Here is a 20863-nt window from a genome sequence, read left to right as displayed (position 1 = left end):
CAGCCTGCCAATGCACCCCTACTTGGACGAAGCCACGCAGGACTTCATTGTTGGATCCATGAGGTCTTGAATCCGTCGGCCTGATTCCACTGCGTCCGCCGGGATTTCGAGTTCGAAACGCATGGCCGTTCCGACCGAATGAACGATCTCGGTGGGATATTTTTGTAGAAAAAAATTTTAGCAAAATCAGAAAGTTAGTAAGTTTCCGATTCTCTATAACGCACAATCTCAGCGATGCAAGCGGCATTGTCTCACATATTGACGTTAAATTCACATCGCTATATGGTCCGTTCAATCCGCAAGGTGTCAGTGCATTGTATCGCCGTTGTCCATTGATTGTCGCCATATCTGTAGCCCTTGCCCCAGCCTGCAGGATTGTCGCGCAGTGCGCATCGCCAGTTGCCGAAAGAGGCGGTGATCATGCCTAGTTTGCTCGGAATCGATAACGGTCTCACGGTCACCAAGGCGGTGATCTTCGACGCCGATGGCACGCAGTTGTCGGTGGCGCGCCGGCGGGTGCCGCAGTCGATGCCCCATGCGCACTGGGTGGAGCGCGACATGGCAGGCCTCTGGCAAGCGACCGCCGACGCCATCAAGGAAGCGATCGCGCTCTGCGGCCGGCCGGCGGACGATATCAGGGCGGTGGCAGCGACCGCGCATGGCGACGGTCTCTATCTGCTCGACAAGGATCGTCGGCCGCTAGGGCCCGGAATCTTGTCGCTCGACAGCCGCGCCGGCGAGATTGTCGAAAGATGGTCGGCGGACCTGGTCTTCGACGAAGCGCTTGCGTGCACCGGCCAGGCGCCGCATGTTTCGGCGCCTTCGGCGCTGCTTGCATGGCTCAAGCAGAACGATCCGGATCGCTATGCTCGCATCGGTCACATACTGGCCTGCAAGGACTGGCTTCGCTTTTGCCTGACCGGCACGATCGGCACCGACCGTACGGAGGCCAGCACATCGTTCACGGATTTCCGCACACAGGCCTACGCCCCGGAAGCGATGCAGATCTTTGGATTGGGTGACCTTTTCGACGCGCTGCCGCCGGTGGCGCATTCGGCCGACATCGTCGGCCAGGTCACCGCCGATGCCGCCGAAATGACTGGCCTTCGCAAGGGAACGCCGGTCGCGTGCGGCCTGCACGACGTGACCGCTTCGGCGCTTGGCATGGGCGGCCATGAGGAGGACGTGCTCAGCATCGTTGCCGGCACCTATTCCATCAACGAAGTCGTCTCTTCGAAACCGCGCGTCGACCGGCGCTGGTTCTGTCGCAACGCCATCGATGCAGGCCGTTGGAACAACATGGCGATCTCGCCGGCCTCGACCGCAAACTACGACTGGTTTCTCGACACCTTCTGCCGCTCGGAGCAGGACAGGACAAACGCCGATGGCGGCTCCATCCACGAACTGCTTGCAGCAGAGATCGACGCGGCGCTGAAGAAGCCTTCGACCATCCTGTTTCATCCCTATCTGTTCGGCTCTCCCTATGGCGACGTTGCCAGCGGAAGTTTTGTCGGCCTGCATGGCTGGCACGATCGCGGCGACATGCTGAAGGCGGTTCTGGAAGGCATTGTCTTCAATCACCGCACCCATGTCGAAGCCTTGCGCGAGGGCTTCGCCGTCCGCGAGATACGCCTGACCGGCGGCGGTTCGCGCAATCCGGCTTTCGTGCAGATGTTTGCCGACGTGCTGAACGCCCCGGTCACCATCACCTCGACCGACGAGGCCGCCGCCTTGGGTGCCGCCCTTTGCGCCGGCGCCGCGGTCGGCATCTTCGCGACGCCGCAACAGGGCGCCAGGCAGGTCGGCATGACGGCGCGCCAGTATCAGCCCGTGCCTGCCTCCAGTGCTGTGTTCAGCGAGCGGTTTTCCCTCTATTGCCGCATCGCCGAGCAGCTGAAGTCGCAATGGCCTGAGCTCGAACGGCTGGCGCGGCCAGACACCAAGGGGACTGCATGATCAAGGCCGACGAACGACGCGAAGAGATCGCCGAGTATGTGATCAAGCTCGGCCAGGTGCGCATCGACGATCTGGTCGAGCATTTCGGCGTATCGCGCATGACCATCCACCGGCACATCGACCGGCTGGCGCAGCAGGGCGTGCTTCGCAAACTGCACGGTGCGGTGACGGTTCAGCCTTCCGGCCTCTACGAAAGCGCCTTTCGTTACCGGATGACGGTCAACAGAGCCGAGAAAGATACGCTGGCGCGGGCGGCACTGGATTATGTCGAAGCCGGACAGGTGGTCATGCTGGACGATTCATCGACGGCAAACGCCGTCGCCACGCTGCTGCTCGACGTCAAGCCGCTGACCGTCATCACCAACAGCGTAGCGACGGCTTCGCTGCTGACCAATGTCGACGACATCGACTTCATCTGTCTTGGTGGCAAGTACCACGGCACCTACAATGCCTATATCGGCATCGTCTGCGAGAATGCTGTCGCGCAGCTTCGCGCCAATGTCCTGATCTGCTCGGCTTCGGCCATCACCGGAACCACGGCCTTCATCCAGGATCCCAACGTCGTGCGGGTCAAGCAGGCGATGATGGCCGCATCGGTCAAGCGCATCCTGCTGGTCGACCATGCGAAGTTCGACCGGATCGCACTGCATGTCTTTGACGATCTGACCAGTTTCGATGCCGTGCTGACGACCGAGGGGCTGGGCGATGCACAGGCGCAGCACCTCGAACGGGCAGGCGTGAAGCTGCGCATCGTCAAGACGACGGCACAATGAGCTCAGCCGACACAGCAGGTGAGGAAAATGCCGCCGGGCGTCTCGCCGCCATGGCCGCGGCCGGCGAGGTCGACGTCGTCATTCTTGGCGCCGGCATCAACGGGGCGGGGCTGTTTCGCGACCTGTGCGCGCAAGGCGTTAGCTGCCTGATCGTCGACAAGGCGGATTTCGGCTCCGGCACCAGTGCCGCGCCGTCGCGGCTCATCCATGGCGGGTTGAAATATCTCGAAACCGGCGAGTTCGGGCTGGTGGCGCAATCGACGCTCGAACGCAACCTGCTTTTGCAGAACGCGCCGCACTATGTCAGCCCGCTGCCGACCGTCATTCCGATCTTTTCCTGGAGCAAGGGCATGCTGGCGGCGCTGCGAACGCTGTTCGGCTCGACCAGCGCGCCGCGCAGCCGCGGCGCCCTCCTGATCAAGATCGGCTTGATGATCTATGATTTCTACGGCTCGCGAAACCAGGTCATGCCGCACCACCGCATGATCGGGCGGCGGCAGGCGCTCAGTGAGATGCCGGCGCTCAACCCTTCGATCGTCGCCACCGGCACCTATTACGATGCCAAGATAAGCCATCCCGAAAGGCTGGTGCTCGAGTTGATCCTCGACGGGTTGCGGTCCAATGCAGCCTCCGCCAGCACGAACTACACGGCGCTGGTGGCTTCGGCCGATGGCGTATTGACCTTCCAGCCAGAAAATGGCGACACATTTTCGGTGCGGCCAAAGCTGGTGGTCAATGCCGCCGGCCCCTGGATCGACGATGTCAACGCCTTGCTCGGTGCACCGTCGAAGATGATCGGCGGCACCAAGGGCTCGCACATCCTGCTGAAGCATGACGAACTGGTAACAAGCCTGGCCGGGCGGATGCTTTATTTCGAAGCCGATGACGGCCGCATCTGCCTTGTCTACGACTATCTCGGTCTGGCGCTGGTCGGCTCGACCGACATCAAGGCCGACAACCCCGACGAGGTCCGCTGCGAACCCGGCGAAGTCGACTATCTGCTCGAGAGCGTGCGGACGCTGTTGCCGGGTATGATTTTCGAACACGCCCAGGTCGTCTATGCCTATAGCGGTATCAGGCCGCTCCCGGCCTCCGATGCATCGCTACCGGGCCTGATCAGTCGCGATCATTCCGCTCCGGTCGCCGAGCCGGACCGGGACAGGCCCTTCGCGGTCATTTCGCTGGTCGGCGGCAAATGGACGACATTCCGGGGCTTTGCCGAGGAAGTCGCCGACGCGATACTCGACCGTCTGCGGCGCAGCCGCAAGGTAACGACGCAATCCATGCCGATCGGCGGCGGAAAGGATTTCCCCGCCAATGCTGAGGCACGCGCAAGCTGGCTAGCCCAGGCCCGGGCGGAGACGGACGTCGAGGAACGACGTCTCGACCAATTGCTGTCGCGCTACGGGACCAGAGCCCTGGAGATTGCCACTCATGGGCCAGATGGTCAGGGCGATTTGCCGGACTCCGACAGCTACGGCAGATCGGAGATCGACTACATCGTCCGCAACGAGTTCGTCGAACATCTGGCCGACATCGTGATGCGTCGCAGCACGCTCGCCATAGGCGGCTCACTGACAAGTCGCGATCTGCAGGAGATTGCCATGATCGCCGGACGGGCGCTGGGCTGGAACGCCAAGCGCATCGCGCAGGAAGTCGAGGCCGCTGTCGTGGAGCTCGAAGGCAGGAACCTGATGCGGCTGGACTGAGCGCGTCATCGACAATGCCGATCCCGCTTTTTCTGGGCAATCCGATCGGTTTGCTCCTGGTTGCGCCGCGCACCCGAAATGTCCCAACTCACAGATGGATTGGGATTTTTATACCGACGAAGATATCTCATTGAAAACAGTCACTTAATTGGCATGTTGGCGAGATTCGCCTCCATGATGCCGCCAACGAAGACATTTGATAACATCAATTGACGTTAATTTAACATCGCCATATGATCAACCCAACATGCCGACCTCCCAATGGACCGACGCCGACCGAGAGGGCGACGTATCGGCGAGGGGCGAGGCCTGTGGATCCCCGCAATGGCCTGGGAGTCAGGCGGAGGGGTTGACAGCGACGCAAAGGTATGAAAATTTTTGCACACAAAGATAATAATATCATCTCGGGAGGAGATGGCTTGAAATCTGGCGGAACCGCTAACCGCGACCACGAGTCCAGCCTCGCCACACGCGCGGCGTGGCTTCACTTTGCCGGGGGTCTCACGCAGGCCCAGGTCGCCAAGCGGCTTGGCCTGACCAGCCTCAAGGCGCATCGGCTCATCACCAAGGCCAACCAGGAAGGTCTGGTCAGGGTCTTTATCGACGGCGACGTCGCCGAGTGTGTGGAGTTGGAGCAGCGCCTCACCGCCGCATACGGGCTCGATTATTGCGAGGTTGTTCCGGATCTGGATCAGGAAGACCTGCCGCTCAGGGGACTGGGCATCGCCGGTGCGCAGTTCCTGAAGCGCGAGATCGATCGTGGCGAAGACATGCTGATCGGCGTCGGCCATGGCCGCACCCTCGCGGCCAGCGTCGAATATCTGACGCGCACTCCTGCCGCCCATATCCGTTTCGTCTCGCTGCTTGGCGGCGTGACGCGCAAATTTGCCGCCAATCCGCACGACGTCATGCATCGGCTGGCCGAACGGACCGGCGCGCAGGCCTATGTGATGCCGGTGCCCTTCGTCGCCAACACCGCCGAGGACCGCGAGGTGCTGCTCGGCCAACGCGGCATCAGCGATGTCTTCGCTCTGGCAGGCCGGTCCGACCTGATGTTCGTCGGCATAGGGACCGCCGAGCGGGAAGCTTCGCTGGTCGCAACCGGCATGATCGAGCATTCCGAAATCGATGAGGTCAAGCGCGATGGCGGCGTCGGCGAGCTGCTCGCCCACTTCTTCGACGACAAGGGGCGTCCTGTGGAAACGGCGCTGTCGGAAAGAATCCTGGCGCTGCCGCGGGACCAATTGAAAGGCCGCAGGATTGTCGCCGTCGCCGGCGGCAAGGTGAAAGTGCGGGCGATCAAAGCAGTGCTCGAAAGCCGTTACCTGAGCGGCCTGATCACCGATGAATGCACCGCCCGTGCCCTTGTCGAACTGAACCAGTCCAATGGAGCGGCCAGCGCGGCGAAGCGCCATGTGAACGGAGGATCGTCGAATGCGTGACAACGGAAAACCCGCATCGCCGGTGTTTGCATCATGAGCGCGAAGGCCACCACCGCACCGACCCGGCAGGTCTCGCCCGGCCTGCGCCGCATCCTTGCCGGCGCCGCGGCTGTCGTCCTGCTCGGCGCCATGGCGCTCGACACCAAGGTGGTCAGGATCGGGTCCGCGGGCGACGTTCGCAGCGCCGTCTTTTCGGCGGCCGACTATGGCAAGTCGGAATTTCCCAAGGTGCAGGCAGATGTCGAAGCGCGAGCGGCCGACGCGGTGACGGTGGCAACCGCGATCGCCAAGGACAGGGCGACGGCCGAGAAGGAATACGGCGTGCCGGCGGGCGTCGGACCGGTCATCTCGGTCAAGTTCACCGGCGTCGTCGGCGAGGGAAAATCGGGCATCTACAAGGTCGCCGTCGAGGGCGTGCCGGACACGCTGCAGGTTCGCGTACAGACGGGGCCGGCGATCAACGGCACCGAGCTGCGTGACGCCACCGGCAAGATCACATTCGGTCAGTTCACCAACCAGATCGAATACCAGGACGCCGGCTCGGCGCTGAACAACGAGATGAAGAAGGAAGTCCTGGCAAAGGTCGATACGAGCGCCCTGACCGGCAAGACCGTATCGGTGGTCGGCGCGTTCAAGCTAGTCAATCCGAAGAGCTGGCTGGTCACTCCGGTGAGGCTGGAGGTGCAATGAAACCGGCTGCCGACACCGCGCCCGCGAATGGCGACGCCGTGCTTTCGGCGCGCAACATCGTCATGTCGTATGGTGGCGTTCACGCGCTCAAGGGCGTCAATTTCGACATCCATCGCGGCAAGGTCACCACACTGTTCGGCGAGAATGGCGCCGGCAAGTCGACGCTGATGAAGATCCTGTCCGGCGTCGTCACGCCGACATCGGGCGACATCGTGCTTGACGGCAATCTCGTCAGTTTTTCCTCGTCCTCGGACGCGCGCGATCGCGGCATCTCGATCATCCACCAGGAACTCAGCCTGGCGCCGAACCTCAGCGTTCGTGACAACATCTTCATGGGCCGCGAACTGCGCACCAGGACCGGCCTCGACTTCGCCGAGGAATCGCGCCAGGCGCGCGCGCTGATGGCCGATCTCGAAGAGGACATCGACCCGATGACCCTGGTCGAGGATTTGCGTCTCGGCCAGCAGCAGATCGTCGAGATCGCGCGGGCACTGTCGGTCGACTCGCGCATCCTCATCATGGACGAACCGACCTCGGCGCTCAGCGCGACCGAGGTGGAGGTGCTGTTCAAGGTGATCCGCGACCTGACCAGCCGCGGCGTTTCCATCGTCTACATTTCACATCACCTCGAAGAGGCTCTGCAGATCACCGACTACGCCGTTGTCTTGCGCGACGGCGCGATCACGGCAACGGCCGAAGCCCGGGACATCGATCTCGAGTGGATCGTCCGCAACATGGTCGGCGAGAATTTCGATCTCGGCTCGCCGCCGACAGGCCATGCGTTCGGCGAGGTCGCCCTGTCGATCGAGGATGTCAGCGTCATAGACGCTTCGGGCTCGGGCTATTCCGTCGTCGATCACCTGTCGCTGGATGTCAGGGCGGGCGAGATCGTCTGCATCTATGGGCTGATGGGCGCCGGACGTACGGAAATGCTGGAAGCCGTCGCCGGGCGGATGCCGATGGCGGGCGGCCGGGCGCTGCTGGAAGGCGAGGATGTCTCGAGACTGAGCATAGCCCAGCGCATCGCCAAAGGTCTTGTGCTCGTCCCCGAGGACCGCCAGCGCGACGGGCTGGTGCAGACGATGACCGTTGGCCGCAATCTTTCGCTTGCCAGCATCGAGGCGTTCGCAAAAGGGCTGTTTCTGTCCCGCTCCAGGGAGCGGGAGCTGGTCGAGGACTCTATCCGCAAGGTGACCGTCAAGACCGCGGGCGGCAATGCCATGATCGGATCGCTGTCGGGCGGCAATCAGCAGAAGGTCGTCATCGGCAAGATGCTGACGACCAACCCCAAGGTCATCCTCCTCGACGAGCCGAGCCGTGGCATCGATGTCGGCGCCAAGGCGGAGGTCTTCCGCTTGCTGAGCGAACGCGCCGCGCAGGGCCTGGCGGTCGTCTTCTCGACCTCCGAGGTCAACGAGTGCCTCAGCATCGCGCACCGGATCGTGGTGATGCGCCGGGGCAGGATTTCAGCGGAATTCGACGCCAGCGCCACCAAAGAGCAGATCATGGCCGCCTCCGGCGAAGCCGTGGTCGCCTGATCACCATGAATATCGGAGCCCCGATCATGACCGACGTCAGCCAGGCCAGAAAACAGTCCAGTGCAAGCGCGCGCGGCGAAGGTTTCGATCTCGCCAAGCTGTTGCTTGAGGGCCGGGCCTTCTTTGCCCTGATTGTCATCATCGTCGTCTTCTCGATCCTGTCGCCCTACTACCTCTCGGTGGCGAATTTCCTGACCATGGCCTCGCATGTCGCCATCTTCGGAATTCTCGCGGTCGGCATGCTGCTCGTCATCCTCAATGGCGGCATCGACCTGTCGGTGGGGTCGACGCTGGGCTTGGCCGGTGTCGTTGCCGGATTCCTGATGCAAGGCGTGACGCTGACCTGGCTGGGTGTCGTTCTCTACCCGCCGGTCTGGGTGGTCGCGGTGATTGCCTGCATGCTGGGCGCCGGTGTCGGGCTGATCAACGGCGTGCTCATCGCGCGCTTCAAGGTTCCGGCCTTCGTCGCCACGCTGGGCGTCATGTACATGGCGCGCGGCCTGGCTCTGCTGATGACCAGCGGCCTGACCTACAACAACCTCGGCGGTAAGCCGGAACTGGGAAACACCGGCTTCGACGCGCTGGGCTTCAACCGCCTGTTCGGCGTGCCGACCGGCGTGGTGGTTCTGGTGGTCATCGCGCTGATCGGCAGCATCGTCTTGAACCGCACCGCCTTCGGGCGTTGGCTTTACGCATCAGGCGGCAACGAGCGAGCGGCTGAACTGTCCGGTGTTCCGGTCAAGACGGTGCAGGTTTCCGTCTATGTGCTGTCAGGCATCTGTGCCGCCATTGCCGGCCTGATCCTGTCCTCGCAGCTGACGTCGGCGGGTCCGACCGCCGGCACCACCTACGAATTGACGGCCATTGCGGCCGTCGTCATCGGCGGCGCGGCGCTGACCGGAGGGCGCGGTAACATCCGCGGGACCCTGCTCGGCGCCTTCGTCATCGGCTTCCTTTCCGACGGTCTGGTGATCATCGGTATCTCGTCCTATTGGCAGACAGTGTTCACCGGCGCCGTCATCGTGCTCGCCGTGCTGCTCAATGCCGTTCAGTATCGCCGCCGTAGCAAGCTCCCGGCTTCGACGGGCGGCCAACCGACTTCTCAGCAACGGGGGAAGGCCGAGCCGGCCAATCCTGCCCAAGGGAAGACTGCCAGGTGACTGGCAGCAACACCGCGTAAATCATTTGGAGGAATGTATATGAAAACCATGCTGAAAAGTCTGCTTGCCGCCGCGATGGTTGTCGGGTTCACGGCCGCCGCATCGGCCGCGGGCCTGATCTCGATCATCGTCAATGATCCGGCCAACCCCTACTGGCTGACGGAGGGCAATGTCGCCAAGGCCGAAGCCGAGAAGCTCGGCTATACGGCCAACGTCGCCGCCCACAAGGGCGACACCAACACGGAAAGCAACCTGATCGACACCGCCATCACCAACAAGTCCGTGGCGATCATCCTTGATCCGGCCAATGCCGACGGCTCCGTCGGTGCGGTGAAGAAGGCGATTGCCGCCAACATCCCGGTTTTCCTCGTCAACGCCGAGATCAATCAGGAAGGTCTCGCCAAGGGGCAGCTCGTTTCCAACAATGCCCAGGGTGCTGCTCTGGGCGCCCAGCAATGGGTGCAGGCAGTTGGCGAAAAGGGCAAATATGTCGAACTGCTCGGCGCCCCGTCGGACAATAACGCCGCCACGCGCTCGAACGGTTACGCGACCGTGCTGAGCCAATATCCGGACCTCGAAAAGGCTGCCTCGCAGGTCGCCGACTGGGATCGTACCAAGGGCCACGACAAGATGCAGAGCATGCTGCAGGCCAATCCCGACATCATCGCCGTGATCAGCGGCAATGACGAAATGGCACTCGGCGCGGTTGCTGCGCTGAAGGAAGCCGGCAAGCTTTCCGGCATCAAGGTTGGCGGCTTCGACGGCTCTCCGGACGCGGTTGCGGCAATCAAGTCCGGCGAACTGCAGTACACCGTGCTGCAGCCAGTCGCCATCTTCTCGGCCAAGGCCGTGCAGCAGGCGGACTCGTTCATCAAGTCGGGCGCCACCGGTGCGGCGACCGAGAAGCAGCTGTTTGATTGCCTTCTCATCACCAAGGACAATGTCGACAAATACACGGCACCCTTCGTGCTGTCGGAGTGAAACCTCACAGGGGGTGTCCTTGCGGACACTCCCTGCCTCTTCTACCGATCGAGACGACGTCCCTGTGAACCGCCTTCGCAACCAACCGGAATTTGCGGCATGAAAGATCTGCTGATCGGGATCGACGCGGGAACGTCGGTGATCAAATCGGTCGCTTTCGATCTGTCCGGTCGGCAGCTTGCCATGACGTCGGTGAACAACAGCTTCGTCACGCTGGAGGGCGGCGGCGCCGAGCAGGACCTCGATCAGACCTGGCGCGACATGGCGCGGACCGTTCGTGACCTGGCGACCAAAATTCCCGACCTCGCGCAACGAACCGCGGCGGTTGCCATCACCGGGCAGGGCGACGGAACCTGGCTGATCGATGGCGACGGCGTGCCGGTCGGGCGCGCGTGGCTGTGGCTCGACGCCCGCGCCGGACATCTGGTGGACGAGATGCGCGCGGATCCCCGCGATCGCACGCGGTTTGAACTGACCGGCACGGGGCTCAACTCCTGCCAGCAGGGCGCCCAGCTTGCCTTTATGAAAAAGAACGATCCGGACATGCTGAAGCAGGCGGCGACCGCATTGCATTGCAAGGATTGGCTCTACTTCAAGATGACGGGTGAACGCGCCACCGATCCGTCGGAAGGAACCTTCACCTTCGGCGATTTTCGCTCGCGCAGCTATTCCGACGAAGTCTTCGACATTCTGGATCTGACGACGCATCGCCGCCTGTTGCCTCCCATGCTTGAGGGCACCACCGACCATCACCCGCTATCGCGATCGGCGGCAGGAGAGACCGGCCTGCTCGAAGGTACGCCGGTTGTGCTGGGTTATGTGGATATGGTCATGACAGCGCTCGGAGCCGGCCTCTATGATCCCTCCGGCAATGTCGGCTGCACGGTCATCGGCTCGACCGGCATACATACGCGCTTCGCCCGCACACCTGGCGATGTCGTGCTCAACGGCGATGGGTCTGGCTACACGATCGCCATGCCCATTCCGGGTGGCTTCGCGCAGTTGCAGTCCAACATGGCGGCGACGCTCAACATCGACTGGCTGCTTGGCCTGGCGCGCGACGTGCTCACTGCCGGCGGCGCTGAGCTCTCGCGCGACGATTTGCTGAAAGCGCTCGACGTCTGGGTGGAAGGATCGGAACCGGGATCGCTGGTCTATCAGCCCTATATTTCGCTCGCCGGCGAACGCGGACCGTTCGTCGACCCTGATGCGCGCGCAGGCTTCATCGGCCTTTCGGTCAAGCACGGCTTCGGCGATCTGGCACGCGCGGTCCTCGAGGGATTGGCCTTCGCCGCCCGCGATTGCTATCAGGCGATGGGCACGGTGCCGGGTGAGATCCGGCTGTCGGGCGGCGCCGCGCGCAGCCCGTCCCTGCGTCGGATGATCGCGGCGGCGACCCGGGCGCAAGTGCGAACGAGCAGCCGCCAGGAAGCAGGTGCTGCAGGTGCGGCGATGATGGCCGCGGTCGGCCTTGGCGTCTATCGATCGATGGACGACTGCGCCGCCGAGTGGGTGACGCCGCTTCTCGGCGACTGCGATGCCTATGACGAGGCGCTTTCGCAAAGCTACGATGCGCTCTTCCCTTCCTTTGTTGCGGCGCGCCAGGCGCTTCGGCCGGTGTGGAAAACCATGGCGCACCGGCCGCTCACCCGCATCTCGGGTGCACAGGAGTAAGGTCTTGAGTGATACAGTTGATCTCTTCGTGATTGGCGGCGGCGTCAACGGGGCCGGCATCGCACGTGATGCGGCAGGTCGCGGGCTGTCCGTCATCCTGTGCGAAAAGGACGATCTGGCGCAAGGCACCAGCTCTCGCTCCGGCAAGCTGGTGCATGGCGGCCTGCGCTATCTGGAATATTATGAATTCCGGCTGGTTCGCGAGGCGCTCATCGAACGCGAAGTGCTGCTCGAGGCGGCGCCGCACATCATCTGGCCCATGCGCTTCGTTCTTCCGCACAGTCCCGAAGACAGGCCGGCGTGGTTGGTCCGGCTCGGACTGTTTCTCTACGATCACCTTGGCGGCCGCAAGCGGCTGCCGGGAACCAGGACGCTCGATCTAAGAACAGCGCCGGAAGGGGCGCCGATCAAGGACGAATTCAAGCGCGGTTTCGAATATTCCGACTGCTGGGTCGACGATGCGCGCCTTGTGCTGCTCAACGCCCTGGACGCCAGCCAGCGTGGCGCCAGCGTGTTTACGCGGACCGCTTGTGTCGCCGCCCGCCGCGAAGACGGACTGTGGTCGATCGAGATGCAGGATGGCCGCACGGGTGCGGTGACGAAAATCCGCGCGCGGGCGCTGGTCAATGCGGCAGGGCCGTGGGTCAACGACATTGTCAGCCGCGTCGCCGGGCAGAATTCCACCCGCAATGTTCGGCTTGTAAAGGGCAGCCATATCGTCGTGCCCAAATTCTGGGAGGGACGGCAGGCCTATCTAATCCAGAACAGCGACAAGCGGGTGATCTTCGTCAACCCCTACGAGAACGATCTGGCGCTGATCGGCACGACCGACATTCCCTACGAAGGCAGGCCGGAGGAAGTGGCCGCCGAGCCAAGCGAAGTCGACTATCTGATCAAGGTGGTCAATCGCTATTTCAAGCGACAGCTGACACCACGAGACGTGGTCTACAGCTTCTCCGGCGTGCGCCCGCTCTATGACGACAATGCCGACAATCCGAGCGCGGTGACACGCGACTATATCTTCGAACTCGACGCCCCTAGCGGCGGCGCACCGCTTCTGTCGGTGTTCGGCGGCAAGATCACCACCTTCCGCAAGCTGTCCGAACATGCGCTGGAGAAAATCCAGCCGTTCTTTCCGGCGATGAAGAAAGCCTGGACTGCCAAAATTCCCTTGCCGGGGGGCGACCTGCCGAACGCGGACTTCGAACAGTTCCTGGGCGAGTTGCACACCGAGTTTCCGTGGCTCGGCCCGTCGCTGGTGAAGCACTACGCTCGAAGCTATGGCAGCCGTGCCAGGCAATTGCTCGCCGGGACCCAAAGCGAGGCGGATCTCGGCCGCCGTTTCGGACCCGATTTTTATGAACGGGAGGCAAAGTTCCTGGTCGAGACCGAATGGGCCGGCACGTCAGCCGATATACTGGAGCGTCGCACCAAACATGGCCTCCATATCGATGCAGCCGAGCGGAAGACATTCGAAGACTGGTTCGGCAACATCATGGCGGCGGCGGACTGATGGCCTTCACGCTTTCCCTCAACACCAATCCGCTGGTCAACCGCTTCGCCGATCCCGACGACCTGATCGACGCCATTGCCTACGGCATCGGCATCCGCGACGTGCAGCTGACCCACGAATTCGTCAATCCGGGCTGGCCGGCGGCGACGATTGCCAAATTCCTGCGCTTGTTCAACCGCGCGCTTTCGCGGACCGGCGTCAGGATCACCTCCGGCATGACCGGACCCTACGGCCGGCTCAATCATTTCGGTCATCCGGATCCCGATGTCCGGCGCTACTATGTCGACTGGTTCAAGACCTTCGCCGACATTTCCGCCGAACTCGGTGCTCCGGGCATGGGCACACAATTCGCCATATTCACCTACAGGGACTTTGACGATCCGCAGCGGCGCGCTGCACTTTTCGACATCGCGCTTGAATGCTGGCGCGAGGTGGCCGAACACGCCAAGGCGGCGGGGCTGACATACTTGTTCTGGGAGCCGATGTCGGTGGGCCGGGAATTTGGCCACACCATCGAAAGCTGCGTCACGCTGCAGAGTGCCATCGATGCGGCCAAGCTGCCGATTCCGATGAAGATGATGGTGGATATCGACCATGGCGACGTCACCTCGCCAAATCCTGACGACACCGATCCTTATGCTTGGGCGAAGGCATTTCCGCTGCAGTCGCCGATCATCCACATCAAGCAGTCTTCGATGAACAAGGGTGGACATTGGCCGTTCACCGCTGCCTACAACATGGACGGCCGCATAGTTCCGCAGAAGCTGCTCGACGCCGTGCGGCAGGGTGGCGGAACCGACAACGAAATCTGCCTTGAACTTTCCTTCCGGGAGAGGGAACCGGTCGATCATCAGGTTATCGAGATGATCCGCGAGTCGGTGGATTTCTGGGCGCCTTACATCGACAGCGGCCGCGACAGTCTCAAGCCTCGGGCCTGAACGGATACGTCGCCTGAAAGCCGTCGCCGATGGCGGCCGCAAAGGATCGAAGGAGAAAAAGAATGGCCCCATATTGGGTTGGCACGAGCTGGAAGATGAACAAGACGCTGGCGGAGGCACTGCAGTTCGCCGATGTGCTGGCGGCTTTCGTGCCCGGTTTCGATCCGGCGATACAACCGTTCGTCATTCCGCCGTTCACCGCCGTGCGCGAGGTCAAAGCGGCGCTGGCCGCGACCCGCGTGAAAGTCGGCGCCCAGAACATGCATTGGGCCGACGCCGGCGCCTGGACGGGAGAGGTTTCGCCGGTGATGCTCAGGGATTGTGGGCTCGATCTGATCGAACTCGGCCATAGCGAGCGTCGCGAGCATTTCGGCGAAACGGATGCGACTGTCGGATTGAAGACGGCTGCGGCGGTCAGGCACGGTTTGGTGCCGCTGATCTGCGTCGGCGAGACGCTGACCGAACGCGAAGGCGGGCGCGCCGATGACGTTTTGACCGCGCAGGTTCTCGGTGCGCTGCAAGCGCTCGAGGACGGCGAATTGTCGGCCGAAATCCTCTTTGCCTACGAGCCTGTCTGGGCGATCGGCGAGAAGGGTATCCCGGCCAGCGCCGACTATGCCGACAAGCAGCAGGCGCTGATCAAAGAGGTCGCCGCAAGCCGGATGGCGAACGCGCCGCCCGTGCTTTACGGCGGCAGCGTCAATCCCGGCAACGCGGCCGAGCTGATCGGCCAGCCGCATGTCGATGGCCTGTTCATCGGCCGCTCGGCCTGGCAGGCGGAAGGCTATATCGACATCCTGAAAAAGGCGTCGGCCGCCATCGGGCGCTGACCATTACAATAAGAAGCAAAGGAGTTCATGTCATGAAAATTGCACTCGGAGCCGACAGCGCCGGCAAGCCGCTGCTCGACGTCATCGCCAAGCATCTCGCCACGAAGCCGGAGCTGCAGGTGATTGATCTTAGCCAGGCCGGCTACTACGCCGACATCGCCGCCAAGGTCGGTCACGAAATTCTGGACGGCAACTACGACCGGGCCATCCTGTTCTGCGGTACCGGCATTGGCGTCAGCATATCCGCCAACAAAGTCCCGGGAATTCGCGCCGCATTGACCCACGATACCTATTCCGCCGAGCGCGCCGCCAAGTCCAACAACGCACAGATCATCACCATGGGCGCCCGCGTCATCGGTCCCGAACTGGCGAAATCGATCGCCGACGCATGGCTGGCCTCGGAGTTCGATCCGAACGGCCCCTCCGCCGCAAACGTGCAGGCCATCGACAAGCTCGACAGCAAGCGCTGAAGGCGGGACTCGCTCCTGATCAGCCGGTCAGGGCGACCCGCATCGCCTCGATCACGGTTACGGCGGACGCGGCGCCTGGATCCATATGGCCAAGCGAGCGTTCGCCGAGGCGCGACGCCCGGCCCTTGGCGGCGATCATTGCCTTGGTCGCTTCCGCGCCTGCCTTCGCCGCCTGGGCTGCAGCCTCGAGACTGCCCGCCAGACCCTTGCCGGAGGCCAGCGCCTCGCCCGCCGCCTGCGCTGCCGGACCCCATGCATCCACCATGGTCTTTTCGCCCGGCTCGGCCTTGCCGCGATCCTGAATGCCCTTGGCCATGGCCTGGAACATTGCGACCGCGTCGGCGTCGTCGAGCGACGTCTTGCCCTTCACGGCTGCCGCGCCGCGCATGAACGCAGTGGCATAGAGCGGACCCGAGGAGGCGCCGACGGCATTCAGAAACGACTTTGCCGCGGTGTTCAGCAAGGTGGTCGGATCGGTGGCTCCGGTGTCCAATGCCGCTACCGCATCGCGTGCCGCGGAAAATCCGAGCTCCATCGCAATGCCATGGTCGGCGTCGCCGATAATACCGTCAAGTGCGCACAGCCGGTCCCTGTCTGCTGACATCGCGTCCGCGATGGCCGCGAACATGCCGGCGAGGCGGGCTGTATCGATTGTCGTCATGTCTTTGTCCCTTGCCGCTGAAGGTCTATTGTTTGACCATGAACTTTTCCGAAAACCGGAACCCACTTTTCGGGATCATGGTCTAGCCGGCGCGAAACATGGCGCAGTCGCAGGGGTGGTCGAGCATCGCCTGCAACTCGCCGTCCAGCCGATGTAGCGTGATGGAGGCCCCGGCCATTTCGAGTGAGGTGCAGTAGTTACCGACCCAGGTTGCGTGAATGGATACACCGATGTCATCAAGCCGGCGCTTCACCCGCCGGTTCATGATGTAGAGTTCCATCAGCGGCGTCGAACCGAGCGAATTGACGAGCACGGCGACCTTGTCGCCGCGTGCCGGCGCCATCTCGTCGAGGATCTTGTCCAGCATCTCGTCGGTGATCTCGTCGGCCGTTTTCAGTTTTCCGCGCGCGATGCCGGGCTCACCGTGGATGCCCATCCCGATCTCCATCTCGTCAGGCCCGATCTCGAAATTCGGCCGGCGGGTCTGCGGCAGCGAACAGGGCGACAGCGCGACGCCCATGGTGAAGGTGTGGTCGTTGGCCTTCCCGGCGATGCGCTCGCATTCGTCGAAGGACAGCATCCGGTCGCAGGCAGCACCGGCCGCCTTGAAGATGAAGAAATTGCCGGCGACGCCGCGCCTCTTGTGCCGCTGGTCGCGCGGTGCCGAGGCGACGTCGTCGGTGCTCAGCACCCTGCGCACCTCGATGTCGTCCATATCAGCCATCTCGGCGGCCATGTCGAAATTCATCACGTCGCCGGCATAGTTGCCGTACATGAACAGGACGCCGGCGCCCCCACTGACCGCCTTGGCGCATTCGAGGATCGGGTCTGGCGGCGGCGAGGCGAAGACGTTGCCGATGGCCGCCGCATCGGCCAGCCCCTTGCCGACGAAGCCAAGAAAGCTCGGCTCGTGCCCCGAGCCGCCGCCGATGACGAGGCCCACCTTGCCTTGGCGCGGTCCGTCGCGGGCAATGATCGAGCGTGAACTGCCGTCGACGCTCTTGAGATGGCGGGGATGCGCGGCCAGGATGCCTTCCAGCATTTCGTCGACGGCGCGGTTGCCGTCATTGATGATCTTCTTGGTCTGCACCCGCAGCCTCCCGATTTCGATATTTTTGCAGATAATACCGGGTGTTATCGGGATTTCCACCCGGCAAAAGCATTTCACGAGTTGCGGTGTTCGCGCGCCGCCGTTGTTGACAAGCATGCCTGGACGGTTGCGATCCGGCGGCTAGCCAGCGGCGCGCCCCGCCGACCTGCCTGTCCGCGAAAACGACGTGCGAAGGCGATAGCGGTCGCCGGCATATCGGATCGTCGACGACAGCAGCGGCCGGCCGGCCGCATCGACGATGAGCTGACGCATCACCAGGGTGGATTTGCCGACGTCGATGTCGAGGTGGCGCGCGAGGGTAGGATCGGCGCCGCGCGCCTCGATCGTGGTTTCGGCGCGTGCCAGATCAACGCCGGCATCGATCAGCAGGCCGAACAGCGAAGCGGTGCGGAAGTCGACACGGCTGAGATCGGGGACGAGGGCGAGGGCGAAGAACGAGGTGTCGACGGCGACCGGAACCTGGTCGAGGCGGCGGATCCTTTCCAGGTGGAACAGCGTCGCGCCGGGTGCGATCGACAGCTCCTCGGCCTCGTCCAGCGAGGCGGGTGCTTCCTCGGCGCGCAACACGTCGGAGGAGGGCGCCAGACCGAGACGCCTGGCGGTCTCGCTGAAGGATTCCAGCGTGTTGGGAAACTCCTTCGGCACCTTGGCCGAAACATACCAGCCGCGCCCATGCGAAGGCGTCAGCACACCCTCCTCGACAAGGCTTTGCAGGGCCCGGCGCAAGGTCACCCTGCTGATCGACATGCGCGTGAACAGATCGCGCTCGGGCGGCAGCCGCGCGCCCGAAGCAAGCTTGCCGGCGGCGATCTCCTGCAGGATCGCATCGGCCGCTTGTCGCCAGAGCGGTTCGGGTCCGTCCGACTGCAGTGGCGAGCCCCCCATTTCAGTTACCATCTGCCCTGATCTTTTCCCAGACGCCCGTTCGCATCGAACGGTAGCAGGCGTCAATTACCTGGTTAACGATGACCCCATCCTCGAAGGTTTCCAGTGGCGTCGTCCCAGCCGCGAAGTGTTCCACAAAATGCCGCATCTGTTGTGAAAAACCGTAGGCCCGGGTCTCCTCGGGCACCGGATAGACCCAGCCGGTCTCGGAATCCGCCTTCTCGACGAGGTAGCCCACCGGCTTTTCGATAAAGCCCCAGACCGGGCCGACGGATGTGTCGGTGACGATGCGGCCGGCCGAGCCGACCAGTTCGTGGCGAAGCTGCATGCCGCCTTTTTCGATCCACGACGATTCGATCGTCGCGAGCTGGCCGCCGGCGAATTTCAGCAGCGCGATCGCCGTGTCTTCCCCGGTTGTCTTATCACCGTGGACCAGCGTCGCGCCCCACGCCATCACCTCGGTGATCAAATTGTCCTTGCCGAAGAAGTGGCGGGCGCTTTCGACGGTGTGACAGCCCATGTCGAGCAGGGCGCCGCCACCGGCGAGCTCGGCGTTCCAGAAATGCGGCGCGTGCGGCCCCGAATGTGCTTCCCGGGCGCGCATGGTGAGGAGATTGCCGATGCCGCCCGCCTGTATCATCTGGTGGGCCTTGGCAATGTTGGGGGAAAACACGGCGCATTCGGCATAGCCGTGCCAGATGCTGGCACGCTGGACGATATCGAGGATTTCCTGCGCTTCCTTGCCCGTGCGTGCCAGTGGCTTGGTGCAGATGACGGCCTTGCCGTGCCTGGCAGCGATCCTGACGGCTTCGAGGTGGATCTCGTTGGGCAGCGCGATCACCACGAGCTCGACCGCCGGATCGGCGCACAGGGCGTCGATATCCCTGTGGGCGGTGACCTTTGGACCCCACTTTTTCGCGAAGGCTTCGGCGCGCTCGAAGCTACGCGAGGAGCAGGCCACGAGTTCGGCATTGCGTACGTCGAGCAGTGAGTCCGCATAGGTCTCGGCGATGAAACCCGAGCCCAGAATTCCAACTCCAATCATCAAGTCCTCCCAAAATTCTTGCCGTCGGTTTGGTCGTGCCCAGTCCGGACAACGACCATACAACAGGAAAAGACAACACAATACCACTTGTCACAACATGTATCAGTAGGTATGGTCCCAGGCAACAGTGCAAAATCGTGAATCCACACGGGGCACCATCTTGAGGGAGAGCAGGAAAATGCGTTCCATGCGTGTATCGATCCCGCTGGCGGCGACGCTTGGCGTGATGTTTTCAGGCGGCGTAGGCGCCGCTTTTGCCGACCCGGTCACCATCACCTTGAACAGCTGGCGGACCGAGGACATCGCGGTCTGGCAGGACACCATCCTGCCCGCCTTCGAAGCCAAGCATCCCGACATCAAGGTCGAGTTCGCGCCGATCAACACCAATGAATACAATGCCGCCATCCAGTCGCAGATMGAAGGCGGCGCCGGCGGCGACCTGATCACCTGCCGCCCCTTCGACGTGAATCGCGAATGGATCAAGCGCGGCTATTTCGAATCCCTGGAAGGRCTGCCGGGCCTGGAAAACTTCGACAAGACGTCCCGCGCCGCTTGGTCGGGCGCCGATGACAAGGCCTACTGTCTGCCGGTCGCCGCCGTGCTCGCCGGCTTCTACTACAACGCCGACATCTTCAAGGAACTGGGTTTGAAGGTGCCGACCACCAGCGCCGAGTTCATCGATGTGCTGCAGGCGATCAAGAAGGACGGCCGCTATACGCCGCTGGCTTACGGCTCGGCCGAATCCTGGCAACTCGCCTATAACGGCCTCTACAGCATCGGTCCGGCCTACTGGAAGGGCGAGGAGGGCCGGCTCGGCCTGATCGACGGCAAGAAGAAACTGACCGACCCCGAATTCGTAGATGCCATCGCCGCCTTCGAGGCCTGGAAGCCGTTCCTGCCGGCCGGGCAGGAGAGCCTGAACTATGCCGACATGACGCAGCTGTTCACGCTCGGCAAGGCGGCCATCCTCCCCGACGGTTCATGGGACATCAATCAGGCGACCTCGACCGGCCTCAATATCGGCGTGTTCGGTCCGCCGGTGCCGAAGGCGGGCGACCAGCGCTACCTGCAGGAGATGCCGGACATGGGCATCGGCATCAATGCCAAGAGCGCGCACAAGGAAGCGGCCAAGACCTTCCTCGACTGGGTTGCCGGCCCCGAATTCCAGGAGCTCTATGTCAACGCAGCCCCCGGCTTTTTTGCCATGAGCAGCAAGCCGGTCACCTACAAGAACAAGCTGGCGCAGGATTTCGCCGACCTCAAGAAGGGCGCTGAGCTGACACCGCGGCTGGCGCTGGATCGCTTGAGCGCCGGCACGCCGCCGCTCGACGACGAGACCTGGCGTCTGCTGCAAGTGATGTTCACCAAGTCGGATGTCACGCCTCAGCAGGTCGCCACCGAGCTCCAGACCGGGCTCGCCTCCTGGTACGGACCGCAGAAGAAGTAATCAGGGAACGCCTTGCGCATGTCTTGCCAGCCGGCGAGGC

Annotated in this window: 18 protein-coding genes; 14 read left to right on the top strand and 4 right to left on the bottom strand. The window is 63.0% G+C overall.

Annotation, left to right across the window (positions count from 1 at the left end; all coding sequences use genetic code 11):
* Positions 1–420: 420 nt before the first annotated feature.
* From AC1DZP_RS06565 to derI, 13 genes are all read left to right on the top strand, one after another.
* Complete coding sequence (locus tag AC1DZP_RS06565) at positions 421–1956, top strand: FGGY-family carbohydrate kinase (RefSeq protein ID WP_477300970.1); 1536 nt, start codon at positions 421–423, stop codon at positions 1954–1956.
* Positions 1953–2729, top strand: coding sequence for a DeoR/GlpR family DNA-binding transcription regulator (locus tag AC1DZP_RS06560; protein WP_477300968.1), 777 nt, complete (start codon positions 1953–1955; stop codon positions 2727–2729). The genes AC1DZP_RS06565 and AC1DZP_RS06560 overlap by 4 nt, the downstream gene beginning before the upstream one ends.
* Positions 2726–4438, top strand: coding sequence for a glycerol-3-phosphate dehydrogenase/oxidase (locus AC1DZP_RS06555; protein ID WP_477300966.1), 1713 nt, complete (start codon positions 2726–2728; stop codon positions 4436–4438). Before AC1DZP_RS06560 ends, AC1DZP_RS06555 begins: the two co-directional genes overlap by 4 nt.
* Positions 4439–4806: 368 nt before the next feature.
* A complete protein-coding gene (locus AC1DZP_RS06550; RefSeq protein ID WP_457151246.1) occupies positions 4807–5880 on the top strand; it encodes a sugar-binding transcriptional regulator in 1074 nt (357 codons plus the stop codon).
* Between the two features lie 33 nt (positions 5881–5913).
* Positions 5914–6570, top strand: coding sequence for a DUF2291 family protein (locus tag AC1DZP_RS06545; RefSeq protein ID WP_477300964.1), 657 nt, complete (start codon positions 5914–5916; stop codon positions 6568–6570).
* Positions 6567–8108, top strand: coding sequence for a sugar ABC transporter ATP-binding protein (locus AC1DZP_RS06540; protein WP_477300962.1), 1542 nt, complete (start codon positions 6567–6569; stop codon positions 8106–8108). Before AC1DZP_RS06545 ends, AC1DZP_RS06540 begins: the two co-directional genes overlap by 4 nt.
* A gap of 26 nt (positions 8109–8134) precedes the next feature.
* On the top strand, positions 8135–9268 hold the full coding sequence (locus AC1DZP_RS06535; protein WP_095081090.1) for an ABC transporter permease: 1134 nt from the start codon (positions 8135–8137) through the stop codon (positions 9266–9268).
* 39 nt (positions 9269–9307) lie between these two features.
* Positions 9308–10249, top strand: coding sequence for a D-ribose ABC transporter substrate-binding protein (locus tag AC1DZP_RS06530; protein WP_095081092.1), 942 nt, complete (start codon positions 9308–9310; stop codon positions 10247–10249).
* A gap of 99 nt (positions 10250–10348) precedes the next feature.
* Entirely contained in the window at positions 10349–11923 is a 1575-nt protein-coding gene (locus AC1DZP_RS06525; protein WP_477300960.1) for an FGGY family carbohydrate kinase, read from the top strand.
* Between the two features lie 4 nt (positions 11924–11927).
* Positions 11928–13436 (top strand): glycerol-3-phosphate dehydrogenase, encoded by a 1509-nt coding sequence (locus tag AC1DZP_RS06520; RefSeq protein ID WP_477300958.1) that lies wholly within the window; start codon positions 11928–11930, stop codon positions 13434–13436.
* Positions 13436–14374 carry a sugar phosphate isomerase/epimerase family protein gene (locus tag AC1DZP_RS06515; protein WP_477300956.1) on the top strand — a complete coding sequence of 313 codons (939 nt, stop codon included), beginning with the start codon at positions 13436–13438 and terminating at the stop codon, positions 14372–14374. The genes AC1DZP_RS06520 and AC1DZP_RS06515 overlap by 1 nt, the downstream gene beginning before the upstream one ends.
* A gap of 62 nt (positions 14375–14436) precedes the next feature.
* Positions 14437–15204: a triose-phosphate isomerase gene (locus AC1DZP_RS06510; protein ID WP_477300954.1), complete on the top strand. Its 768-nt coding sequence runs from the start codon at positions 14437–14439 to the stop codon at positions 15202–15204.
* A gap of 32 nt (positions 15205–15236) precedes the next feature.
* Entirely contained in the window at positions 15237–15674 is a 438-nt protein-coding gene (derI, locus tag AC1DZP_RS06505) for a D-erythrulose-4-phosphate isomerase (RefSeq protein ID WP_095080806.1), read from the top strand.
* A gap of 19 nt (positions 15675–15693) precedes the next feature.
* Here derI and dhaL read toward each other — a convergent pair whose 3' ends face one another.
* The 4 genes from dhaL to AC1DZP_RS06485 all read right to left on the bottom strand — a co-directional run bounded on the left by dhaL (position 15694) and on the right by AC1DZP_RS06485 (position 19376).
* Positions 15694–16335, bottom strand: a complete 642-nt coding sequence (dhaL, locus tag AC1DZP_RS06500) for a dihydroxyacetone kinase subunit DhaL (protein WP_477300952.1) — start codon at positions 16333–16335, stop codon at positions 15694–15696.
* Positions 16336–16417: 82 nt separating this feature from the next.
* A complete protein-coding gene (locus tag AC1DZP_RS06495) occupies positions 16418–17425 on the bottom strand; it encodes a dihydroxyacetone kinase subunit DhaK (RefSeq protein ID WP_477300950.1) in 1008 nt (335 codons plus the stop codon).
* Between the two features lie 141 nt (positions 17426–17566).
* The gene (locus AC1DZP_RS06490) at positions 17567–18331 is read right to left on the bottom strand and encodes a GntR family transcriptional regulator (protein ID WP_477300948.1); all 765 of its coding nucleotides are present in this window, start codon (positions 18329–18331) and stop codon (positions 17567–17569) included.
* 1 nt (position 18332) lies between these two features.
* On the bottom strand, positions 18333–19376 hold the full coding sequence (locus tag AC1DZP_RS06485) for a Gfo/Idh/MocA family protein (protein ID WP_477300946.1): 1044 nt from the start codon (positions 19374–19376) through the stop codon (positions 18333–18335).
* 187 nt (positions 19377–19563) lie between these two features.
* Between AC1DZP_RS06485 and AC1DZP_RS06480 the strand changes: the two genes are divergently transcribed.
* The gene (locus tag AC1DZP_RS06480; protein ID WP_167391943.1) at positions 19564–20823 is read left to right on the top strand and encodes an ABC transporter substrate-binding protein; all 1260 of its coding nucleotides are present in this window, start codon (positions 19564–19566) and stop codon (positions 20821–20823) included.
* Positions 20824–20863 lie beyond the last annotated feature (40 nt).

The organism is Mesorhizobium sp. P2_F8, from assembly GCF_056403655.1.
Note: the sequence above shows the minus strand (reverse complement) of the source record. Positions and strands in the feature narration are given on the sequence as shown.

Excerpts from the sequence above, each read along its gene's own strand:
- AC1DZP_RS06485 (WP_477300946.1), bottom strand. The coding sequence starts at position 19,376 with ATGATTGGAGTTGGAATTCTGGGCTCGGGTTTCATCGCCGAGACCTAT.
- AC1DZP_RS06550 (WP_457151246.1), top strand. The coding sequence starts at position 4,807 with ATGAAAATTTTTGCACACAAAGATAATAATATCATCTCGGGAGGAGAT.
- AC1DZP_RS06540 (WP_477300962.1), top strand. The coding sequence starts at position 6,567 with ATGAAACCGGCTGCCGACACCGCGCCCGCGAATGGCGACGCCGTGCTT.
- dhaL (WP_477300952.1), bottom strand. The coding sequence starts at position 16,335 with ATGACGACAATCGATACAGCCCGCCTCGCCGGCATGTTCGCGGCCATC.
- AC1DZP_RS06515 (WP_477300956.1), top strand. The coding sequence starts at position 13,436 with ATGGCCTTCACGCTTTCCCTCAACACCAATCCGCTGGTCAACCGCTTC.
- AC1DZP_RS06560 (WP_477300968.1), top strand. The coding sequence starts at position 1,953 with ATGATCAAGGCCGACGAACGACGCGAAGAGATCGCCGAGTATGTGATC.
- AC1DZP_RS06510 (WP_477300954.1), top strand. The coding sequence starts at position 14,437 with ATGGCCCCATATTGGGTTGGCACGAGCTGGAAGATGAACAAGACGCTG.
- AC1DZP_RS06490 (WP_477300948.1), bottom strand. The coding sequence starts at position 18,331 with ATGGGGGGCTCGCCACTGCAGTCGGACGGACCCGAACCGCTCTGGCGA.
- AC1DZP_RS06530 (WP_095081092.1), top strand. The coding sequence starts at position 9,308 with ATGAAAACCATGCTGAAAAGTCTGCTTGCCGCCGCGATGGTTGTCGGG.
- AC1DZP_RS06545 (WP_477300964.1), top strand. The coding sequence starts at position 5,914 with ATGAGCGCGAAGGCCACCACCGCACCGACCCGGCAGGTCTCGCCCGGC.
- AC1DZP_RS06555 (WP_477300966.1), top strand. The coding sequence starts at position 2,726 with ATGAGCTCAGCCGACACAGCAGGTGAGGAAAATGCCGCCGGGCGTCTC.
- derI (WP_095080806.1), top strand. The coding sequence starts at position 15,237 with ATGAAAATTGCACTCGGAGCCGACAGCGCCGGCAAGCCGCTGCTCGAC.
- AC1DZP_RS06565 (WP_477300970.1), top strand. The coding sequence starts at position 421 with ATGCCTAGTTTGCTCGGAATCGATAACGGTCTCACGGTCACCAAGGCG.
- AC1DZP_RS06525 (WP_477300960.1), top strand. The coding sequence starts at position 10,349 with ATGAAAGATCTGCTGATCGGGATCGACGCGGGAACGTCGGTGATCAAA.
- AC1DZP_RS06535 (WP_095081090.1), top strand. The coding sequence starts at position 8,135 with ATGACCGACGTCAGCCAGGCCAGAAAACAGTCCAGTGCAAGCGCGCGC.